Genomic DNA, 21,834 nt, shown 5'->3' on the forward strand with positions numbered 1-21,834 from the left:
GGCGCGCGGGTCCGGTGGCGGCTGCGGCGCTGACAGGATCCGCTGGCGGAGCCCGTTGCGCTCCCGGATCGCCGCCGGGTCGGTCGGCCGGTTGGGTGCGGGCCGACGCAGGTCGGGGCGGGGTGGCGCCGCACGCGGAGCGTCATTCGGACCGTTCTGACCCTTTTGCCCAGAACGGTTGCTGTGGCCAGGTCCGCCCCCGGACGTGGGGATGACTTGGGTAGCGGATTCGTCAGGCCCGCCGTTCCGTGTCACGTGCTGTCCTCCTGGCTTTCGGCCTGGTCCTGCCCGGCCGGACCGTCGGTAGGTCCATCATCAGCGGGCAGGTCGTCGGCCGTCTCCGGTTTCCCGTCGTCCCCAGCATCGTCCTCGGTGTTCCGGGCTATGGCAACGACCGAATCCCCCTCGCGAACGCCGGCGAAGATGACGCCCATGGTGTCACGTCCCTTCGCCGCCACGTCCGCCACCGGGCTCCTGGTGACCTGTCCACTGGCTTTGACGGACAGAACCCGGTCCCCGTTGCTTACCACTATTGCCCCGACGAGGGATCCCCGGGCGTCGGAAATCCGCATCGCCTTGATTCCCAGCCCGCCACGGCCCTGCCGGCGGTACTCGGACACGGCGGTCCGCTTGGCGTAGCCACCGTCGGTGACCGTGAAGACGTACTGGCCCTCTTCCTGCCCGGCCCGGATCACCGCCATCGACAACAGCTCGTCACCGTCGCGGAACCGCATCCCGGTCACGCCGGACGTAGCCCGGCCCATCGGCCGCAATTGTCCGTCATCGGCCACGAAACGCACCGCCTGAGCCTTGCGGGAGACCAGGAGGAGCTCGTCGTCGGGGTTGACCAGCTCCGCGCCGATCAGCTCGTCGTCCTCGTCGCGGAAGTTCAGGGCGATGACCCCGGCCGCGCGATTGGAGTCGTACTCCCGCAGCGGGGTCTTCTTGACCAGGCCCTTCTTGGTGGCGAGGACGAGGTACGGGAACTGCTCGTAGTCGGCGATCGCGAGCACCTCGGCGATCTCCTCGTCCGGCTGGAACGACAACAGCCCGGCGACGTGCCCGCCCTTCGCGTCCCGCGCCGCCTCGGGCAGCTCGTACGCCTTGGCGCGGTAGACCCGGCCACGGTTGGTGAAGAACAACAGCCAGTGATGGGTGCGGGTCACGAACAGGTGGTTGATCACGTCGTCGCCACGCAGCGACGCGCCCCGCACACCCTTGCCGCCGCGCTTCTGGCTGCGATAGAGGTCACTGCGGGTGCGCTTGGCGTAGCCACCCATCGTGATGGTGACCACGACCTCCTCGTCGGGGATGAGGTCGGCCGCGGTCAGGTCGCCGTCGGCGGGAATGATCTGCGTACGCCGGTCGTCGCCGTAGCGGTCGACGATGGCGGTCAGCTCCTCGGCCACGATCGTGCGCTGCCGCTCCGGCGAGGCGAGGATGTCCTTGTAGTCGGCGATCCGGGCCTCGAGCTCGGCCAGCCGCTCCAGGATGGCCTGGCGTTCGAGCGCGGCCAGCCGGCGCAGCTGCATGTCGAGGATGGCCCGCGCCTGGATCTCGTCGATCTCCAGCAGCTCGATCAGCCCGGTGCGGGCGTCATCGGCCGAGGGGCTGCGCCGGATCAGTGCGATGACCTCGTCGAGGGCGTCCAGCGCCTTGGCCAGGCCGCGGTAGACGTGGGCGTCCTCCTCCGCCTTGCGCAGCCGGAAGCGGGTGCGCCGCTGGATCACGTCGATCTGGTGGTCGATCCAGTGCGAGATGAACAGGTCGAGGGAGAGCGTGCGCGGAATCCCGTCGACCAGCGCCAGCATGTTGGCGCCGAAGTTGTCCTGCAGCTGTGTGTGCTTGTAGAGGTTGTTGAGGACGACCTTCGCGATCGCGTCCCGCTTGAGGACGACGACCAGGCGCTGGCCGGTACGGGAGGAGGAGTCGTCGCGTACGTCGGCGATTCCGGTGACCTTGCCGGAGTCGGCGAGCTCGGCGATCCGCAGGGCGAGGTTGTCCGGGTTGACCTGGTAGGGCAGCTCGGTGATGACCAGACAGGTCCGGCCCTTGTTGTCCTCCTCCACGTCGACCACCGCGCGCATGGTGATCGAGCCGCGACCGGTCCGGTAGGCGTCCTCGATCCCGCGGTTGCCGACGATCAGCGCACCGGTCGGGAAGTCCGGACCATGGATCCGCTCCATGGCGGCGGCGAGGATCTCCTCACGGGTCGCCTCGGGATGCTCCAGCGCCCACAGTGCCGCCGAGGCGACCTCGCGCATGTTGTGCGGCGGGATGTTGGTGGCCATCCCGACCGCGATCCCGGCCGAGCCGTTGACCAGCAGGTTGGGGAACCGGCTGGGGAGTACGACCGGCTCCTGCCCGCGACCGTCGTAGTTGGCGCGGAACTCGACGGTGTCCTCGTCGATGTCGCGCACCATCTCCATGGCCAGCGGCGCCATCCGGCACTCGGTGTACCGCATCGCGGCCGGCGGGTCGTTGCCGGGCGAGCCGAAGTTACCCTGCCCCTGCACCAGCGGGTGCCGCTTGGTCCACGGCTGCGCCAGGCCGACGAGAGTGTCGTAGATCGCGCTGTCGCCGTGGGGGTGGTACTGACCCATCACGTCACCGACGACGCGCGAGCACTTGGAGAAGCCCCGGTCCGGGCGGTATCCGCCGTCGTACATGGCGTACAGCACGCGGACGTGCACCGGCTTCAACCCGTCGCGGACGTCCGGCAGCGCCCGGCCCACGATCACGCTCATGGCGTACTCGAGGTAGTTGCGCTGCATCTCCGCCTGGAGATCGACGGGGTTGATCCTGGAGGGGGGAGGAGGTGGAGCGGCGGTGGTGTCTTCGGTCACTGGACCTGTTCCTTCGCACTACGGTCGCCCACGGGGGTCGACGCGAGGTGTCCGGGCGAACCGGTGGACGGGGAGCTGGACGTTGCGGGGAGAGTCATCAGATGTCGAGGAACCGGACGTCCTTGGCGTTGCGCTGGATGAACGAACGCCGCTGCTCGACGTCCTCACCCATCAGTACGGAGAAGATCTCGTCCGCCTGCGCCGCGTCGTCGAGGGTGACCTGCCCCAGGATCCGGCCGTCGGGATCCATCGTGGTCTCCCACAACTCGTCGGCGTTCATCTCACCCAGACCCTTGTACCGCTGGATCGGGTTCTCCTTCGGCAGCTTGCGGCCGGCCTCCCTACCGGCGGCCAGCAGCCCGTCGCGTTCGCGGTCTGAGTAGGCGAGCTCGTGCTGAGCACCGGACCAGCGGATCTTGAACAACGGCGGCTGCGCGATGTAGACGTGACCGGCCTCGATGACCTGCTTCATGTACCGGAACAACAACGTCAACAGCAGGGTGGTGATGTGCTGGCCGTCCACGTCGGCATCAGCCATCAGCACGATCTTGTGATAGCGCAGCTTGGCCAGGTCGAAGTCCTCGTGGATCCCGGTGCCCAGCGCGGCGATGATCGCCTGGACCTCGGCGTTCTGCAACACCCGGTCGATACGGGCCCGCTCGACGTTGAGGATCTTGCCGCGGATCGGCAGGATCGCCTGGATCCGCGGGTCACGTCCACCCTTGGCCGACCCACCCGCGGAGTCACCCTCCACGATGAAGATCTCGCACTCGTCGGGGTTGGTCGACTGGCAGTCGGCGAGCTTGCCCGGCAGGCCCCCGCCACCCAGCAGACCCTTGCGGTTGCGGGCCAGGTCGCGTGCCTTGCGGGCGGCCACCCGGGCGGTCGCGGCGGCGATGCCCTTGCGCACGATGTCCCTGCCCTCGCCGGGGTTCTTCTCGAACCACTGGCTCAGCTGGTCGTACATCAGCGTCTGGACGAACGTCTTGGCCTCGGTGTTGCCCAGCTTGGTCTTCGTCTGACCCTCGAACTGCGGCTGCTCCATCTTGACCGAGATGATCGCGGTCAGGCCCTCGCGTACGTCGTCGCCGGACAGCCGGTCCTCACGCTTCTTGATGAGGTTCCAGTCCTCGCCGAACTTGTTCACCAGGCTGGTCAGCGCCGAACGAAACCCCTCCTCGTGCGTGCCGCCCTCGTGAGTGTTGATCGCGTTGGCGAACGTGTGCACCGACTCGGTGAAGGAGGAGTTCCACTGCATCGCGACGTCCAGGCTCATGCCGACCTTGTTGTCCTCGGCCTCGAACGCGATCACGCTGCGGTGCACCGCGTCCTTGGTGGCGTTGAGGTGCTCGACGTAGTCGACGATGCCGTTCTCGTAGCAGTAGACGGCCTCCCGCGCCTCGCCCGTGTCGCTCAGCTCGGTCCGCTCGTCCCGCAGCGCGATGGTGAGGCCCTTGTTGAGGAAGGCCATCTCACGCAGCCGGGTGGCGATCGTCTCGTAGGTGAACGTGGTCGTCTCGAAGATGTCGGGCGTGGGCCAGAACGTAATCGTGGTCCCGGTCTCGTCGGTCTCCTCGTGCTGCTGCAACGGATGGTCGGGCTCACCGAGGTGGTAGGCCTGCGTCCAGCGAAAGCCGGCGTTCTTGATGTCGACCTCGAGCCGGCTCGAAAGCGCGTTGACGACGGAAATACCGACACCGTGCAGGCCACCGGAAACCTTGTAGCCGCCACCGCCGAACTTCCCGCCCGCGTGCAGCACGGTCAGGACGACCTCGACCGCCGAACGCCCCTCCGACTCCACGATCCCGGTGGGGATACCGCGGCCGTTGTCGACCACCCGCAGGCCGCCGTCGGTGAGGATGGTGACCTCGACCCGGTCGGCGTGGCCGGCCATCGCCTCGTCGACCGCGTTGTCGACGGCCTCCCAGACGAGTTGGTGGAGACCACGTTCGCCGGTGGAGCCGATGTACATGCCCGGGCGCTTACGGACCGCATCCAGGCCCTCGAGAACCCGGATCGCGCTGGCGTCGTACTGCGGCATCTCGCCGTTCGTCGGCACATCACCACGGGTAGGCACATCGCCAGTCGTAGGCACATCACCAGTCGTCACGTGTGGTTGACCTCCTGCCAACAGGACACGAAGAGGCCGCTCCGGTTGTGAGCACGTCCGGCGTTCGATCGGAACGCGGCGCCCCAGACGGTCGGAGCGGCCTGAACTGCCGCCATTGTACTCGTCCGGAGCCGCAGAAGCATGTCTGGCAGGCCCTGGAAGCCCCACTGGCCCGCACAGCCGCGACTGAGGTATCCCCCTCCGTACCTTCACTTCCGCTGATCGGTCTGAGTGGCTTCTGTGGACGATCACGAGGTGGGCTCCCCACAGGCGCGTCCGGCGACCGGAACCAGGCCATTCCGGTACGACCCGGGCGTCTCAGCCGTAGGTGTCCCGGGGACCCCGTCCGTCGCGCACGCTGCGCAGACCCCGCTGCCAGCTCGGCGCCGACGGGCCGAGAACGACCACCCGCCGGACGGTGCCGTCACCGAGTTCCTCGTTCAGCCTCCGCACCAGGCTCGGCGCGAGCAACCGGACCTGGGTCGCCCACGCGGTCGAGTCGGCCCGGACGGTCAGCTCGGCGTCGACGTACCGCTCCGCCCTGCAGTGCGCGGCGACGTCCGGCCCGACGATGTTGTCCCAGCGGGCGAGTGCGCCGGCGACGGCCACGTCGGTGGTCCAGCCGCGTTCGTTGACGAGGCGGCCGATGGTGGAGTCGAGCACCTGCGGGTCACGGTCGTCGGGACCGGCGCCGGACCGGGTGGTCCGGGTCGTGCGTCCCGCCCTCGAACGCCGGCCACCGGTGCGGCCCGCCGAGCCGGACCGTCCGCCTGGGCGGCCGCCGGGGCCTGCCCCGGGACGTGCGAGGGCTGCCGCGACCGCCCGGGCCAGTTCGAGGCCGGAGGGATTCCAGGTCGCGTCGCCGTCGTCGGGTGAGCGGGGGCCTTCCGGCGTCTCTTCGCCCTGGCCGGCCGTCGCCCGGTCTTCGGCGCCGACAGAGTCGACGGGGCCGTCGGAGTCGACAGGCACCGAAGTGTCGACGCTGTCCGGCTGGTCAGGCGGCTCGGTCGGCACGATCGACCCTCCCTTCCGCGACGACGTATCGCGCCCCGGCCAGCTGCTCCGGGACGTCCTCGGCCACCGCCGCGGTGACCAGCACCTGCTCCGCGCCGGCCACCAGACCCGCCAGCCGGCGTCTGCGGCCGGCGTCGAGTTCGGCGAACACGTCGTCCAGGATCAGCACCGGTTCACCTCCGTCGCTGCACAGCAGGTCGTACGCCGCGAGGCGCAGCGCCAGCGCCACCGACCACGACTCGCCGTGGCTGGCGTATCCCTTCGCCGGAAACTCACCGAGGCTCAGGACCACGTCGTCGCGGTGCGGACCGACCAGCGAGACGCCGCGGCGGACTTCCTCGTCCCGGCGTTCGGCCAGCGCGGCGGTGACGTCGTCGGCCAGCGCGGCGGCGGTGACCTGGTCGCCGAGGTCGGCGGAGCTGCGGTAGTCGAGCCGGACCTCCTCCTGCGTGGGCGAGACGTGTGCGTAGGCCTTCGCCACCAGTGGACGCAGCAACTCGATCGTGGCCAGCCTGGCCGCGAGGATCTCCCCACTGAGCCGGGCCAGGTGTGAATCCCACGCGTCCAGCGTGCGCAGTGCCCCGGAGGACGCCTGCGCCGCTGTCTTCAGCAGGGTGTTCCGTTGGCGCAGAACCCGGTCGTAGTCCTGGCGTACGCCGGAAAGCCGCGGGGCGCGGGCCACCAGCAACTCGTCCAGGAACCGCCGCCGGGTGTCCGGGTCGCCCTTCACCAGGGCGAGGTCCTCGGGTGCGAACAGGACCGTGCGAAGAACGCCGAGCACGTCCCGCGGACGGGAGACCGGCGAGCGGTTGAGCCGGGCCCTGTTGGTGCGCCCGGGCGTGACCTCCAGCTCGATCAGCGCGTGCCGGGCGTCACGGACCACGTCCCCGCGAACGATCGCACGGGTCGCGTCGGCGCGCACCAACGGCGCGTCGTACGGCACCCGGTGCGAACCGAGCGTGGCGAGGTAACCGACCGCCTCCACGAGATTGGTCTTGCCCTGGCCGTTCTGGCCCAGAAACACCGTGACCCCGGGTTCGAGGTCGAGCTCGACCGTGGCGTAGTTGCGGAAGTCGGTGAGGGAGAGGTGCGCGACGTACACGGCAGTGCGTCGGGGATCGGCTCAGGGAGCCTCGGTGTCCGGGCGCACCGCATGGGCGTCCGGGTGCACCGCGTGGCCGCCGAACTGGTTGCGCATCGCGGCGATGGCCTTCATCGCGGGGGAGTCGTCCTGACGGGACGCGAAGCGGGCGAAGAGTGCGGCGGCGATGGCCGGCATGGGTACGGCGTTGTCGATGGCGGCCTCCACCGTCCAGCGACCTTCGCCGGAGTCGTCGGCGTACCCCTTGATCTTCTCGAGGCCCTGGTCCTCCTCCAGCGCGGAGACCAGCAGGTCGAGCAGCCAGGACCGGATCACGGTGCCCTCGCGCCAGGAGCGGAAGACGTCGGTGACGTTGTCGACGATGTCGGTGGCCTCGAGGAGTTCGTATCCCTCGGCGTAGGCCTGCATCACGCCGTACTCGATGCCGTTGTGGACCATCTTGGCGAAGTGGCCGGCACCGACCTTGCCGGCGTGGACGAAGCCGAACTCGCCGTCCGGCTTGAGTGCGTCGAACGCGGGCTGGACCTTGGCCACGTCCTCGGCCTTGCCGCCGCACATCAGTGCGTAGCCGTTGGTACGGCCCCACACCCCACCGGACACGCCGCAGTCCACGAACCCGATGCCACGCTCGGCGAGCGTGTGAGCGCTGGTGACGTCGTCGGTCCACCGCGAGTTGCCGCCGTCGACCACGACGTCACCCTCGTCGAGAAGCGTGGCGAGTTCGGCGATCACCGCGCGGGTCAGTCCCCCGGCCGGAACCATCACCCACACCACGCGAGGCCGCGACATCTGCGCGACCATCGCCTCGAGACTGTCCACGTCGGAGACCTCGGGGTTGCGGTCGTACCCCACGACCGTGTGATCGGCGGCACGCAGGCGCTCCCGCATGTTCGCGCCCATCTTGCCCAGGCCGACGAGCCCGATCTCCATCAGAACCAGTCCCTTCTCGTGTGCCGGTACGCCGTTCCTCCCGTGTGCTGCCCCAACCGCGCCGGGGCATTCCCGCATCGACCCGCTGGTGGGCCCGTTTAGATCTCGCCGGGCTCAGCTCTGCAGTCGTACCGGCATCAGCAGGTAGCGATAGTCGCTGTTCGGCTCGGCGTCGGCGGCGGGCAGGCCGGTGAGGACGGCCGGACGGGTCGACTGGGTGAACGCGAACTGCGCGATCGGCGCCTCGATCGCACCCAGGCCGTCGAGGAGGTACTGCGGGTTGAACCCGATGGTCAGCCCCTCGCCCTCGATGGTCGCGTCGATCGACTCCGACGCCTGCGCCTCGTCGCTGCTGCCCGCCTCCAGCGTGGCGACCCCGTCGTCGAAGGTCAGCCGGATCGGGGTGTTGCGTTCGGCCACCAGGGCGACGCGCTTCAGCGACTCGACGAGGGAGCTGGTCTCCACCCGGGCGACGGTCTGCTGCTCGGGCGGGAAGAGCGTGCGGTACTTCGGGAACTCACCGTCCAGCAACCGGGTGGTCGTCCGGCGCTGGGAGCCACCGGTGGTGCCGGTGAAGCCAACGAGCCCCTCGCCACTGCCGGTGCCCGGCGCGGCGAGCGCGATCGTCACCTCCGATCCAGCACCGAACGCCTTGGCCGTGTCGGCGAGCACCCGGGCCGGCACCAGAGCGGTGGCCGACAGGTCGGACTGCTCCGGCGACCAGGTGAACTCGCGGACCGCGAGGCGGTAGCGGTCGGTCGCGGCGAGCGTCACCGACGAGCCCTCGATCTCGATCCGTACCCCGGTGAGGACCGGCAGCATGTCGTCGCGGCCGGCGGCCACGGCCACCTGCGAGACGGCGTTGGCGAACACGTCGCCCTTCACCGTGCCGGAGGCGGCCGGCATCTGCGGCAGCTCGGGGTAGTCCTCGACCGGCAGCGTCTGCACGGTGAACCGCGCGCTGCGGCAGGTCACCACGACTTTGCCGCCCTCGGCGGTGAGGTCGACCGGCTGGGCCGGCAGGCTCCGGCTGATGTCGGCGAGCAGGCGCCCGGACACCAACGCCGAACCCTCGGCGGAGACCTCGGCGGGCACGCTGACGCGAGCGGAGGTCTCGTAGTCGAAGCCGGACAGCAGCAACTCGCCGTCGCGGGCCTCGACCAACATGCCGGCGAGCACGGGCAGCGAGGGCCTGGACGGAAGGCTGCGTGCCACCCAGGCCACCGAATCGGCGAGGACGTCACGGTCTACGCGGAACTTCACCGCTCTTCGCCTCCTCGACGGACAGCGGCCAACTGGGAGCACGACGCTACACCGCCGACCAGGTCGACGGTGGCGGCGGGGCGACCTGGCCGATGCGCTGTGCGGTTTCGGATCGGAACCGGGTCACCGACGAGGTCACGCGCCGAGTCGGGCGTCGGGTAGCCGACCCGGTTGGCGGTGGGGGTCCGGAAATGCGGGTCCTGGTGACGTCGTCCCCAGGAGCGGGCCGTTGGGGATTGTGGAGTTCTTGTCATAGACGTAATTAGGCTCAGCTTCGTCATAGGTGCGGTGGACACTGGGGATAACTCGCGTTTGCGCTGCTCAGCAAGCTTGCGGGCGTCCACCGGGGCTGTGTGTGCGGTTGGGGGCGCCTGGGTGGGCCCGGTGGACCGTGGAGTTCTGTCCCACCCGATCCACAGTTCTTCCCCGACCTGGTCGGGATTGATCCACAGAGTTGTCCCCAGGGTGTGAGCACCGCGCGAGGGCGTGGTGGGCGGGTCGTGGCGGAGGGCGGTTCAGGACGAGCGGGCCTGCTGCTTGATGCGGTTCGTGAGCTCGGTCACCTGGTTGTAGACGCTGCGCCGCTCCGCCATCAGCTGACGGATCTTCCGGTCCGCGTGCATCACCGTGGTGTGGTCGCGTCCGCCGAACTGCTGGCCGATCTTCGGCAGTGACAGGTCGGTGAGCTCGCGGCAGAGGTACATCGCGATCTGCCGGGCCGTCACGAGGACCCGGCTGCGGCTGGAACCGCAGAGGTCGTCCATCGACAGGCCGAAGTACGACGAGGTCTGCGCCATGATCTGGCCGGCGGTGATCTCCGGTTCGCCACCGGTCGGGATGAGGTCCTTCAGCACGATCTCGGCCAGGGCGAGGTCGACGGCCTGCCGGTTGAGGCTGGCGAACGCCGTCACCCGGATCAGCGCGCCCTCGAGCTCGCGGATGTTGGTCTGGATCTTGCTGGCGATGAACTCCAGGACCTCGGGCGGAGCGGTGAGGCGTTCCTGGGCGGCCTTCTTGCGCAGGATCGCGATCCGGGTCTCCAGGTCGGGCGGCTGGATGTCGGTGATCAGTCCCCACTCGAACCGGTTGCGCAGTCGGTCCTCCAGCGTCTCCAGGCGCTTCGGCGGCCGGTCGGAGGAGATCACGATCTGCTTGTTCGCGTTGTGGAGCGCGTTGAAGGTGTGGAAGAACTCCTCCTGCGTGCGCTCCTTGTTCTCCAGGAACTGGATGTCGTCGACCAGGAGCACGTCGACGTCGCGGTAGCGGCGCTGGAAGGTCGGCGCCTTGTCGTCCCGGATCGAGTTGATGAAGTCGTTGGTGAACTCCTCGCTGGACACGTAACGGATCCGGGCGTTCGCGAAGAGGTTCCGCACGTAGTGACCGATCGCGTGCAGCAGGTGGGTCTTGCCGAGTCCGGAGTCGCCGTAGATCAACAGCGGGTTGTACGCCTTGCCCGGCGCTTCCGACACCGCCACCGCCGCCGCGTGGGCGAACCTGTTGGACGAGCCGATGACGAACGTGTCGAAGAGGTACTTCGGGTTCAGCCGCGGTGGCTCGCTGTCGGCGCGTACCGGCTGACCGGGCGGGGCGGAGGACAGGGTGAAGGCGTCCGTCCCGCTCACGCCGCCGTTCAGCCCGGACCGAGGGAGGTCGGGTACGCCGGGCTGGCCGGGCGAGGCCGACCCCGGGGAGCCGGGCGAACCGGATGATCCCGACATCCCGGGCCCCTGCGTTCCGGGCTGCCCCTGGCCGTGTGGTCCGGCGGGGATTCCTCCGCGCTCGTGCCCCTGGTCGTACTCGTCCCCGTCGGCCGCGGCCGCGCTCGCCATGCCGTCGGGGTCGTCGTGATCGTCGAGGGAGAGCGAGGGCTCGACGGTGACGGCCAGCCGGACCGGCTGGCCGAGCGCCGTGGACAAAGCATCCTCGAGGCGCGGACGGAGCTTGGTCTCGAGCTGGGTGCGGGTGAAGTCGTCGCGGACGGCGATGATCGCGGTGTTGCCGTGCAGGGTGACCGGGCGACTCTGGGCGAGCCACACCCGGTGCGTGGCCGGCAGATCCTGGTCGAGGCCATCGCGGACCAGTCGCCAGGTGGCGCTGAGTGGGTCAGGTTCGCCGGCCACTAGGTCACTCCCGTCTCGACATGCTTTTGGTCTTGCGCCCACGCCCTGTGGATTACCCCGCCGTGCGCGGCTGTGGACGGACTTCGGTCGACCACAATCCCAGGCGCTCGCAGGCGTCCACAGATCCTTCCACAGGCTGTGTAAAGCGACTGTGGACGACCCTAAGGGTGAGGGACGGTAACAAGCGCACAATCCGGTCAACAAGCTCCGGTCCATTCACGGCGAACCGGGCCGAAGCCGGACGACCCGGACGTTTCTCCGTCGGGCCCGCGCAATCGCCCGGTGCCCCCGGGACCACGATCTCCGGGCGGACGTGAGACGGTCGCAGCAACCCGGTCGGCAGGGCCCAGTTTGACCGGCCGAGCGGCTGACCCGTACCGTAAGTCGGTCACGGTGCTGTCTTCTTCGGCGCTCGCCGTATGCTCACGGATCAGATCCCACACCGCACTCGGTGCGTGTGCGGGGCCGCGGGTGGACGGTGACGTCGAGTTGATGGTGCCCGCGATCTTCGTCACTGACCAGGAGACTCCCTGTGAAGCGCACCTTCCAGCCCAACAACCGGCGCCGGAACAAGACGCACGGCTTCCGGCTGCGGATGCGGACCCGAGCCGGCCGCGCCATCCTTTCTGCCCGGCGGCGCAAGGGCCGCCAGCGCCTCGCCGTCTGACGGCCGAGGTCGTCCAGGTCACACTCGATGTCGTGGTCCCGGCCCGCCACCGCATGCGTCGTCCGGCCGACTTCGCGACGGCCATCCGACGCGGACGCCGGTCGGGTCGGTCGACGCTTGTCGTCCACCTCGCACTTACCACGGATCCTGCCCCCGCGAGGGTCGGGTTCGTGGTGAGCCGTGCCGTGGGCAACGCGGTCGTCCGCAACACCGTGCGGCGACGGCTCCGGCACCTGCTGCGAGACCGGGTCGCCGGGCTGTCCCCAGGAACCCTCCTCGTCGTCCGCGCGTTACCGTCGGCAGCGGAGGCGTCGAGCCAGCGGCTCGGAGGTGACCTCGACGCGGCGCTCGACGTTGTCCTGACGCGTGCGCGGCGGGTCGAGGCGGAGGGTGTGCGGTGAAGGTCGTTCTTGTCCTGCTTCTCAAGGGCTATCGCCTGGTGGTGAGCCCCTTGTATGGCCAGGTGTGCCGCTATCACCCTTCCTGTTCCGCCTATGCCCTGGAAGCAGTCGAGACACACGGGGCATTGCGAGGTAGCTGGCTCGCCGTACGCCGGCTCGCGCGGTGCCACCCCTGGACCCCCGGTGGGTACGACCCGGTCCCGCCACCCCGACCGCGCGCCGGTGTGGGCGCGCACACCCACACCTGAGGTGCATGAAGCGTGAGTTGGTACGACACGATCCTTACGCCGCTCTACGACGTCGTGTCGTGGATCATCCGAGCGTTCTACACCGTTTTCTCCCCGATCCTCGGTCCGGACTCGGGGTGGACGTGGGTTCTGTCGATCGTCGGCCTTGTGGTCTTCATCCGGATCCTGCTCATCCCGCTGTTCGTCCGGCAGATCCGGGCCAGCCGCAACATGGCGCTGCTGCAGCCGAAGGTCCGCGAGCTGCAGAAGAAGTACGGCCACGACCGGGAGCGGATGGGCCAGGAGCTCATGAAGCTCTACAAGGAGAGCGGCACCAACCCGTTCTCCTCGTGCCTGCCGATCCTGTTGCAGTCGCCGATCTTCATCGCGCTGTTCCGGGTGCTCGACGGCGCGGCGAACGGCCTGGTCCGCGGCTCGGGCCTGAACCAGACCCTGGTCGACTCCCTGCGCCACGCCTCGATCTTCGGCGCGCACATCTCGGACAAGTTCATCGGCTCGACCAGCCTGTCCGTGCGGATCGTGACGATCGTGCTCATCCTTCTGATGACGGCCACGACGTTCACCACCCAGCGCCAGCTGATGCGCAAGAACATGCCGCCCGAGGCGCTGACCGGTCAGTACGCCCAGCAGCAGAAGCTTCTGCTCTACGTGCTCCCGCTCGTGTTCGCGGTCGGCGGCGTCAATTTCCCGGTCGGTGTCCTCATCTACTGGTTCACCACGAACCTCTGGACCATGGGCCAGCAGTTCTGGGTGATTCGCCGTAATCCGGCGCCGGGTACGCCTGCTTACGACGCCTACCAGGCGCGCAAGACCAAGAAGGCGGGACATCGCCCCGGCCTTGCCGGGATCCTGCCCGGCGGCGCCAAGGAGACCGCCAAGGAGACTCCGAACGGCTCGGCCCCGGCCGCTGACGGCGAGCAGGCGGAGACCGCGCAGACGGTCAAGCGGGTACAACCGCAGCGCCTGCCGCGTAGCAAGCGGAAGGGCCGTTGACGACGGACGGCATGGCCGTCCCCGAAGGTGTCAAGCGCCGCCGACGGCGCGGGAACGAAGGAGAAGTCGTGACTGAAGGCGCTACGTCGTTCGTCGAAGGTGGCGATGCGGAGAAGCCCGGTGGGTCGAGTGAGCAGACTGATCAGGCCGCGGTGACCGGGTCTCCGCAGTCTTCGGAGTCGGGCGGATCGACCGAGGGTGCCGACGAGGTCTCCGAATCGGAAAAGTCCGAGGAGACCGGTCGGCCTGACAATGGTCAGGAATCCGGTGAGGCGTCGGCGGATCGGATCGCCCGGCTGGAGGGCGAGGGTGACGTCGCTGCCGACTACCTCGAAGAGCTCCTCGACATCGCCGACATCGACGGCGACATCGATCTCGACGTCGAAGGTGACCGCGCGATGGTCGCGATCGTCGGTGGCGACCTGAACCTCCTGGTCGGCCAGGACGGCGAGGTCCTCGAAGCGCTGCAGGAACTGACTCGACTCGCGGTCTACCGGGAGACCGGGGAACGCAGCAGATTGATGCTCGACGTCGGTGGATACCGCGCCCAGCGTCGTACCGACCTGGTCGCCCTGGCGGAGAAGGTCGTCGAAGAAGTCCGCGCGAGTGGTGAGCCGGTCCGGATGGCGCCGATGACGCCGTTCGAACGGAAGATCGTCCACGACGCCGTTGCTGCGAAGGGACTGACGAGTGAGTCGGAGGGCGAAGAACCGGACCGGCGAGTCGTCGTCCAGCAAGCCTGAGTCCGAGGCGTCGGCCTCCGACGTTTCACGTGAAACGACGTCAACTGCGGTAGCTCCCGAGAGCCCTCCTTCCGCTGAGGAGGTGTTCGGCGAACGCCTGCCGCTTGCTCGTCGGTACGCCGAACTGCTGGCAGGCGCAGGCACCGAAAGAGGTCTCCTCGGTCCACGCGAGGTTCCCCGGCTGTGGGACCGGCATCTGCTGAACTGCGGTGTGCTCGTAGAACTGATCCCGACCGACGCCACTGTGTGCGACATCGGCTCCGGGGCCGGCCTGCCCGGCATAGTGCTGGCTATCGCTCGACCCGACCTCCGAGTCACGCTGCTGGAGCCGTTGCTGCGCCGGGCAGCGTTCCTGTCGGAGGTCGCGGAGACCCTCGAGTTGACCGGTGTCACGGTGATTCGGGCGCGCGCGGAGGATCATCGGGGCAGCTACGACGTGGTCACGGCCAGAGCGGTCGCGCCACTTTCCCGCCTGGCCCGTGTCGCGCTTGGACTGTGTCGGCCCGGTGGGTCAGTCTTGGCCATGAAAGGCGAACGCGCGGGCACCGAACTCGACGAAGCGCGCCCTGAACTCGACGCGGCAGGTGCCGCGAAGTGCTCGATCGAGCGCCTGGGCGCGGATCTACTGTCGGTCCCGACCACTGTGGTGCGCGTCGTCGCGGGGACATCGCGAGGTGGTAGAAGCTCGGCGAAGCGGAGGCGGAATCGCCCGGGCGGATCCGGTTCGGCAAGAGGAGAGTGACGGTGACCGACGTGCAGGTGACAACCGGACTCGGCTGGCCGGGGGAACCGTCGCACAAACACGAACCCGAGTCGCAGCGGCCGCGCTCTACACATCACCGGACCGGGCTCGGTTGGCCGGGGGCAACACCGCCCGGTGCTTCGTCGGAACTGGCTGAGGAGGACTCGGCGACTCCGAGTTCGGCGGCGTCGCCGACACGATCGGACAGGACTCAAGGATCGCCCGACGCTGATTGGTCACCCGAGGTGGACGCGACCGACCCGGGCACCACTTGTAGCACCGGATCAGCTGGCAGGGTCGGTCACGATGGGACGTCGGTTTCGCCGGCTCCCACGGAGCAGCAATCGTCTCGAACCGAGCGATCCGGGACCGGTTCCCTCGCCGACGAGAGTGGGCCGGACGCCGACGGGTCAGCATCCGCTGCGATGCCTCCGGCTAAGGAGGCGCCGGCTGTAGTCAGGCCGACCGATCCGGCTGGTTCCCGTGCGGAGACAGACCTGCCTGATGACGTCGGCGGACAATTCTCCGGCGGTGAACGTCCGGCACCACTCGGAGGAATGCGCGGTGGGCCGGTAACCGAGGTCGCCACCACGTCCGGCGCAGGTGCGAACCCCGGCGGCAGGGTCGAATCCGCGGCCCAGCACTCACCCGCCGACGCGTTGGAGTCGGTCTCGCACCAGCGCCTCGTCGTCACAGAGACGGCCGCACCGACCACGGAGTCGGCCGAGGGGCAGCGCCAGGTGTCCAGTGAGTCCCAGACCAATGTCAGTGCGTTTCACGTGAAACCGGTCGGTGGTGAGGGGCTCTCGAGCGCATCGATCGCCCAGCCGAGCCCTCGTGACACCTTCGACTCTGCGGCCGGCGCTCACCATGCGCCGGACCATGACGAGAATTCACCCGCCGTGGAGTCTCCGGCAGGTGAGGGCAGCCCGGATGGCGACCTCACCGACGCATCACCCGCTGTCGGTATTCGCCATGGTGCGCGCCAGACGGCGCCGGAGCCGGCAGCCGACGGCACACTCGCTTCGTCCGAGAACCTCTCTTCTTCTGGGCATCGGGAGACTGACTTCGGCAGTCAGTTCCTGTCCAAAGCCGCCGAGGCTCGGGTGACCGACGGCTTGGCCGGGAGCGACCCTCGGTCCACAGCATCCCTGTGGCTTCCCCCGGGTGTCCGTGAGGCCACTCCCGGCGGAGTGCGGTCGGCGAGTGAAGCAGTGAATGAGTCCACTGAACTTGATGAGGAAGTACCCGGAGGCGGCGAGTCGGTGCCAGGCACAGAAGAGTCCCGCCCGATGTCCCAGCGAGAGCACCCCACCGATGCCTTGCCAGAGCATGAGCGTGACCGAGCCGCGGGCGAAGCGTGGGTCCGTGGCGCGGTCGGCCGTGCTCGTGGCCGCGTGAGCCAGATTTTCAGCACCTGGAGACCGGCGATCGAACCTGACGAGGCCCGGACGCATCGCGAGCGGCAGGCGTACGGCCTGGACGTGCTGGTACCCAAGCATCTGGGTGCGCCGGCACAGGACGAGCCGACGTCGGCTGGCCCGGGAAACACCGCGCGCCACGCCGACCGACCCGCAGCTGAGAGTGACCTGCCTCGCGGGACCGGCGATAGCTCGGGGAACGATGTCGCTGGGGTGGGTCAGTTCGAGACCAGCGACGATCCGACCGATGCCGGGTCCAGTCGTGACCAAGCGGCGCCGGACGTCCGCGCATCTGCGGGTGCGGCGAATCCTGGGGTTGCTGGCTCCGAGTCCGAGGCTGCTGCCACCGATGCGAGCGTGGCCGGTGAGGATGCGCACGAGTCGCTCCCGGAAGCAGCCAACTTCGACGACTCCTCTCGCGACGCCGCTACTCTGATCGATCCGCGGGCTGCGACCGACAGGTTCCGCAGTGCGGTACTGCCGGCTGACTCTGTTGAGCCAGGTGGTGAGACGCGGTCGGTAGGGATGACAGCAGGAGATGCGAACGGTCTGGGAGTCGTGGGGTCCAGGGGTGAGGAGCAGGCCTACGGCAGCACGCAGCCGGACGCAGGCCCTCGCGCTGAAGCCTCGCCCCACGGTGCCGAGGGCGTCGGGCCGCTGTCCGTCGTTGAGTCGTTGTCGGCAGAAGCAGCTGGACCCGAAGGCTCGGAGGCTCACACGCACACTCCGTCCTCCGTCGACGGCTCGGTGGCTGACGCGGCCGAGTCCGTAGGTGAGCAGCCGGTATCGAACGACCAGGACGCATTGGCGGTCCGCGTTTCACGTGAAACGACCGCATCGATCGCCGGTGCTGCCAGCCTGAAGCAGCCGCAAAGCACCGGCGTCGACGAGCGGCCTGAGCTCATCGATAGGGATGGGGGCGTCGACCGCCGCTCGGAGGAGACCGAGTCTTCGGGTGTCGATACAAGCGCATCCGCCGATGACAGCCAGGTCAGGGCGAGCGAGCCTGTACAGCCCCACACTTCGGCACCTGAAGTGCAGGGCGAGAGCGTTGGCGGCCTGCCTGCCTTTGAGAGAAGTGGCCTTTCCGGTGTCCCGAGTGAATCTGAGGTGAGGTCCGGCTCGGAGTCGTCGCGGTCGCACTACGGAGGCGGTGAACCGGCTGCTGAGCGAGGTGAGGCGATCGCCACCGAACACGAGGAGAGGACGCCGCTGACAACGGTCGAGCCGTCGGCCCAGGCAGTTCATGACAGCGCGGTCAAGGTCCCCGGCGCCGCCCAGGAACAGGCGCCAGATGCAGGCGATGGCCCTGACAGCCCCAGTGTGGAGGCTTCAGAGGAGCGGAGCGTTTGTGGGCCGGAAGTAGGTGGCTCCACCGGGGAGCCGAGCGTCCCTTCCGATATGGCCGACCTTCCCAGCGGTGTTGAGCAGTCGGAGTTCAGTTCTGCAAAGCCGGCTGAGCTGGAGACCGAAGAATCCCTCGGTATTCGTGCCGACAGCCAGGGACCGGCGGATTCGGCCGAAGGGTCGCAGCCAGTCCCGACGACGAATCGTCTCGACGGAACCGACGCGAGCCCGGCCGCCAGGGAGATAGACAACCGGCACCTGGCCGTTCCTGTAACGGCGGGCATAGAGGACGGAGCTGACACCGACCAGGCTGAGCGGAGTGGAGATGCCAAGTCGGTAGAGGAGGCGCACACTGTTACGCCTGCACCGACGCGCGAAGCAGACCCTCATCAGGCGGACCTGAGCGGGGCCGCTTGGGCGGTGGAGGAGGGGGACGCCGCCAAGACTGCACAGGCAGGCGAATTCGACGTGGACCAGTCCGACATCAGCGAGGTATCCGCGCCGCTCGATGAGTCGCGCGGCGCCGCACCCTCGACGACGAGCGTGGAGTACGGGGCTGGTGCAGGCCAGGTTCGGTCGGCCCAGCCTGGAGAGAGTTCCGGACTGTCCTACCTCTCGCGCGAAGCCGATGAGGACACGAACATCGGCTTGGCGGTTGGTTCTGCCAACGGGGATGAAGACGCTGAACCGGACGCCGCGGCAGGTGTCGCTGAGGCCGCGGACTCCGGCCCGGTCGACGGGAAGCGAGATGCCGTGGCGTCGGCAGAGAGAGCAGCGAGTGATCTGCCGACCGGAGTCGCGGACGCGACGGGTACGTTCCGGTCGGAAGCGACCTTGCCTGCGTCCTCACCAGCGGCCACTACTGGCGAGGCATCCAAAACGGGTGAGGCATCCGAAACAGGAGGGCTGGGCCGCCCCGATGACATCCGAGCGGAGAAGGACCCCGCGGTGGAGCCCGATGCTTCGTCGGTCGACGGCGAGGGTAGGCCTACGCCCGTTTCACGTGAAACGGACCGCTCAGAGCGGCTGAGTGATGATGTCGAAGTTGAGTCGGACACCTCGGCAACCGCCGCTGCGGACCCGCAGGTACCCGCCCGCGAGCACGCCTCGGCGGCCGACCTGCCAGGGTCGCCGAAGGTAGCCACGTCCACCACCGATGCGTTCACGGCTGGAGGTGAGCCGCGACTGGCGGAGCCCGAAGCTCGAGCAGAGGACGCCTGGGCGCGGTCGTCAGCAAACGAAGAGGCCGCACCGGTTGTGGACTCCGCCGCACCTGGCGGCGGGGAGCAAGAGTCCGTGCCGGCAGCGCCGAGTTCTTCGGCAGGACCGTACGACCTCGCAGCGATTCAGGGATCTGAGATCGACTCGCCCGCTACGACCGGCGACGAACTGCGTGCCGACGCCGGGGAGGTGAGCACATCAGAGCCGGGGCATCCAGTCGTCGCCGAGACGACGCGCGACGAGCGCGAGCAGCGAGACGAACCCGCTGCTGCCGACCCGGAGTCTGCCCAGAGCCCTCGGCACGAGCCGCACGATGACCAAGACGAGGATGTTGCGGCACCTGTCGGCACCGCAATAGGCCAACTGGCAGATGCTCAGCCGACCGATGCTCAGCCGACCGATGCTCAGCCGACCGATGCTCAGCCGACCGATGCTCAGCCGACCGATGCTCAGCCGACCGATGCTCAGCCGACCGATGCTCAGCCGACCGAAACTGTCGGCTCGGCTGAGGCGGCGCCAGCTCCGGTGTTCAGCATGGCTGGCGAACCTGGACCAGTGCCGCAGCCAGACGACGATGACATCCTCGTTTCACGTGAAACGACCGAGCTGCCGCCGGCCGCTTCGCTCCCACCCAATGTCAATCTGCCGATGGTCTTTCGCCCAACGCTGCCGAGGCCGGTAAAGACCCGAATCTTCGTGGTGGCGAACCAGAAGGGCGGCGTAGGTAAGACGACCACGGCGGTGAACATGGCCGCGGCGTTGGCAGGATCGGGAGCCCGGGTCCTGGTGGTCGATCTGGACCCGCAGGGAAACGCGTCGACCGCGCTGGGAATCGAGCACGGCGAGGGCGCACCAGGTATCTACGACGTGGTCGTCGACCGTCAGCCGATGGAGAAGTTCGTCCACGGTGTCCCGCGCTTCCCGACGTTGTGGGCGGTCCCCGCGACCATCGACCTTTCCGGTGCCGAGCTGGAACTCGCCACGGTGGTGGCGCGGGAGAGCCGGCTGAAGCGCGCTCTCGACACCTACCTGCGGGACCAGGAGGCGGCGGGTGAACGATTCGACTACGTGATGATCGACTGCCCCCCGTCGCTTGGGTTGCTCACCATGAACGCCCTGGTGGCGGGCCAGGAGGTGCTGGTACCAATCCAGTGCGAGTACTACGCGCTGGAGGGCGTCGAGACCCTCTTCAAGATCGTCGAGCTGGTGCGTGAGCTCAATCAGGACCTCATCGTGTCGACGGTGCTCCTGACGATGTACGACGCCCGTACCCGGCTCTCGGCCCAGGTTGCCGAGAACGCGCGGGAGAACCTCGGCCCGGCGGTGCTGCGTACGTCGATTCCGCGCTCGGTGCGGATCTCGGAGGCCCCCAGCTTCGGCCAGACGGCGATGACCTGGGATCCCGGCTCGTCCGGCGCGTTGTCCTATCTCGAGGCTGCTCGGGAACTGGCGCACCGCGACCCGGCGGCACCACCCCCGGGTCGGCCGCCCCAGGACAACGGACCGGGCGATGGTGACAACTCAGACGTACTAGGCTCGACCACCGCAGAAGCTACCAAGCGAGGGGACGTTCGATGACGGTTCGACGTGGTTTGGGTCGTGGGCTCGGTGCGCTCATTCCGCCGGCTCCCCCGCAGGGAGCCAACCAGGCGGCGCCACCGACCGGCCACGGCGGCACCGCGACGACGTCTGCCAGCGAGAACCCCAGCGATTCGGGCGGCGTCACGCCTGCCCAGATCGCGGAACCAGCCGCAGTCGCCGGCGCGCACTTCGCGGAGGTGCCGGTCGACGCGATCAGGCCGAACGCCAGGCAGCCGCGGCAGGTCTTCGACGAGGAGGCCATGGCCGAGCTCGTCCACTCGATCAAGGAGATCGGCCTGCTCCAGCCGATCGTCGTACGTCGGCTGGACTCCGACTCCTACGAACTGGTGATGGGTGAGCGTCGCTGGCGGGCGAGCCAGGAAGCCGGCCTCGAGAAGATCCCCGCGATCGTCCGGGACACCGGCGACGACGCGATGTTGCGGGATGCCTTGCTGGAAAATTTGCACCGTGCCCAGCTCAACCCACTCGAGGAGGCGGCTGCCTACGAGCAGCTGCTGGACGACTTCGGCTGCACCCACGACGATCTGGCACAGCGAATCGGACGTTCTCGTCCACAGATCAGCAACACGCTCCGACTGCTGAAGCTCCCGCCGACCGTGCAGCGCCGGGTAGCGGCCGGAGTGCTGACCGCCGGCCACGCGAGAGCCCTGCTGGCGATCGACGACGAGGAGACCCAGGACCGGTTCGCCCATCGCGTCATCGCCGAGGGCCTGTCCGTGCGCGCTCTCGAGGAGATCATCGCTGTCGGACTCGGCGAGGGTGAGAAGGCGAAGCCGAGGCGTTCGTCCAAGCCGGTGGCTCCCCGGCTCGCCGACCTGGAAAGCCGTTTGGGCGACCGCTTCGAGACCCGGGTGAAGGTCGCCCTGGGGCGGTCCAAGGGGCGGATAACGGTGGAGTTCGCTTCCCTGGACGACCTGGAGCGCATCATCGGGCTGATGGACCCGCCGGCGGCCGAGATGCTCGACAACCACGAGCAGGTCTGACAACGGGGAAGCCGATGATCCCCAGCTTTTTCCACATCGGTTTCCACACTGCATCACCTGCTCGACCCGATGTCGAGGCGC

The 21,834-nt window shown here is 68.6% G+C and carries 15 protein-coding genes; 8 read left to right on the top strand and 7 right to left on the bottom strand.

All coding sequences use genetic code 11. The features are described 5' to 3' along the window. Window positions 1–251: 251 nt before the first annotated feature. The 7 genes from gyrA to dnaA all read right to left on the bottom strand — a co-directional run bounded on the left by gyrA (window position 252) and on the right by dnaA (window position 11,346). A complete protein-coding gene (gene gyrA / locus F4554_RS00665; RefSeq protein WP_179785552.1) occupies window positions 252–2,846 on the bottom strand; it encodes a DNA gyrase subunit A in 2,595 nt (864 codons plus the stop codon). Between the two features lie 97 nt (window positions 2,847–2,943). Further along, window positions 2,944–4,887: a DNA topoisomerase (ATP-hydrolyzing) subunit B gene (gene gyrB / locus F4554_RS00670; RefSeq protein WP_179785553.1), complete on the bottom strand. Its 1,944-nt coding sequence runs from the start codon at window positions 4,885–4,887 to the stop codon at window positions 2,944–2,946. Window positions 4,888–5,274: 387 nt separating this feature from the next. Continuing rightward, entirely contained in the window at window positions 5,275–5,970 is a 696-nt protein-coding gene (locus F4554_RS00675; RefSeq protein WP_337795809.1) for a DciA family protein, read from the bottom strand. Beyond that, window positions 5,951–7,072 carry a DNA replication/repair protein RecF gene (recF, locus tag F4554_RS00680; protein WP_179785554.1) on the bottom strand — a complete coding sequence of 374 codons (1,122 nt, stop codon included), beginning with the start codon at window positions 7,070–7,072 and terminating at the stop codon, window positions 5,951–5,953. The genes F4554_RS00675 and recF overlap by 20 nt, the downstream gene beginning before the upstream one ends. Before the next feature lie 21 nt (window positions 7,073–7,093). Next, window positions 7,094–8,002 carry a phosphogluconate dehydrogenase (NAD(+)-dependent, decarboxylating) gene (gene gnd, locus F4554_RS00685; protein ID WP_179785555.1) on the bottom strand — a complete coding sequence of 303 codons (909 nt, stop codon included), beginning with the start codon at window positions 8,000–8,002 and terminating at the stop codon, window positions 7,094–7,096. Window positions 8,003–8,116: 114 nt separating this feature from the next. Further along, on the bottom strand, window positions 8,117–9,265 hold the full coding sequence (dnaN, locus tag F4554_RS00690) for a DNA polymerase III subunit beta (protein WP_179785556.1): 1,149 nt from the start codon (window positions 9,263–9,265) through the stop codon (window positions 8,117–8,119). A 515-nt stretch (window positions 9,266–9,780) separates the two neighbouring features. After that, the gene (gene dnaA, locus F4554_RS00695) at window positions 9,781–11,346 is read right to left on the bottom strand and encodes a chromosomal replication initiator protein DnaA (protein WP_420360740.1); all 1,566 of its coding nucleotides are present in this window, start codon (window positions 11,344–11,346) and stop codon (window positions 9,781–9,783) included. A gap of 571 nt (window positions 11,347–11,917) precedes the next feature. On the opposite strand from dnaA, the gene rpmH reads away from it, so the two are divergent. The 8 genes from rpmH to F4554_RS00735 all read left to right on the top strand — a co-directional run bounded on the left by rpmH (window position 11,918) and on the right by F4554_RS00735 (window position 21,753). Then, complete coding sequence (gene rpmH / locus F4554_RS00700) at window positions 11,918–12,052, top strand: 50S ribosomal protein L34 (RefSeq protein ID WP_179785558.1); 135 nt, start codon at window positions 11,918–11,920, stop codon at window positions 12,050–12,052. 32 nt (window positions 12,053–12,084) lie between these two features. Beyond that, the gene (gene rnpA, locus F4554_RS00705; RefSeq protein WP_179785559.1) at window positions 12,085–12,453 is read left to right on the top strand and encodes a ribonuclease P protein component; all 369 of its coding nucleotides are present in this window, start codon (window positions 12,085–12,087) and stop codon (window positions 12,451–12,453) included. Further along, window positions 12,450–12,701 (top strand): membrane protein insertion efficiency factor YidD, encoded by a 252-nt coding sequence (yidD, locus tag F4554_RS00710; RefSeq protein ID WP_092651145.1) that lies wholly within the window; start codon window positions 12,450–12,452, stop codon window positions 12,699–12,701. The genes rnpA and yidD overlap by 4 nt, the downstream gene beginning before the upstream one ends. 12 nt (window positions 12,702–12,713) lie before the next feature. After that, complete coding sequence (gene yidC, locus F4554_RS00715) at window positions 12,714–13,694, top strand: membrane protein insertase YidC (protein WP_179785560.1); 981 nt, start codon at window positions 12,714–12,716, stop codon at window positions 13,692–13,694. Between the two features lie 152 nt (window positions 13,695–13,846). Then, window positions 13,847–14,437: a Jag family protein gene (locus F4554_RS00720; protein ID WP_179791206.1), complete on the top strand. Its 591-nt coding sequence runs from the start codon at window positions 13,847–13,849 to the stop codon at window positions 14,435–14,437. An 82-nt stretch (window positions 14,438–14,519) separates the two neighbouring features. Beyond that, on the top strand, window positions 14,520–15,179 hold the full coding sequence (gene rsmG, locus F4554_RS00725; RefSeq protein ID WP_337795811.1) for a 16S rRNA (guanine(527)-N(7))-methyltransferase RsmG: 660 nt from the start codon (window positions 14,520–14,522) through the stop codon (window positions 15,177–15,179). A gap of 1,397 nt (window positions 15,180–16,576) precedes the next feature. Continuing rightward, complete coding sequence (locus tag F4554_RS33385; RefSeq protein WP_337795812.1) at window positions 16,577–20,746, top strand: AAA family ATPase; 4,170 nt, start codon at window positions 16,577–16,579, stop codon at window positions 20,744–20,746. Continuing rightward, window positions 20,743–21,753, top strand: coding sequence for a ParB/RepB/Spo0J family partition protein (locus F4554_RS00735; RefSeq protein WP_179785562.1), 1,011 nt, complete (start codon window positions 20,743–20,745; stop codon window positions 21,751–21,753). Before F4554_RS33385 ends, F4554_RS00735 begins: the two co-directional genes overlap by 4 nt. The last annotated feature ends 81 nt before the right edge of the window (window positions 21,754–21,834 follow it).

This window comes from Actinopolymorpha rutila (genome assembly GCF_013407855.1).
In the GTDB taxonomy this organism is placed as follows: domain Bacteria; phylum Actinomycetota; class Actinomycetes; order Propionibacteriales; family Actinopolymorphaceae; genus Actinopolymorpha; species Actinopolymorpha rutila.

Excerpts from the sequence above, each read along its gene's own strand:
- gnd (WP_179785555.1), bottom strand. The coding sequence starts at position 8,002 with ATGGAGATCGGGCTCGTCGGCCTGGGCAAGATGGGCGCGAACATGCGG.
- gyrB (WP_179785553.1), bottom strand. The coding sequence starts at position 4,887 with ATGCCGCAGTACGACGCCAGCGCGATCCGGGTTCTCGAGGGCCTGGAT.
- F4554_RS00735 (WP_179785562.1), top strand. The coding sequence starts at position 20,743 with ATGACGGTTCGACGTGGTTTGGGTCGTGGGCTCGGTGCGCTCATTCCG.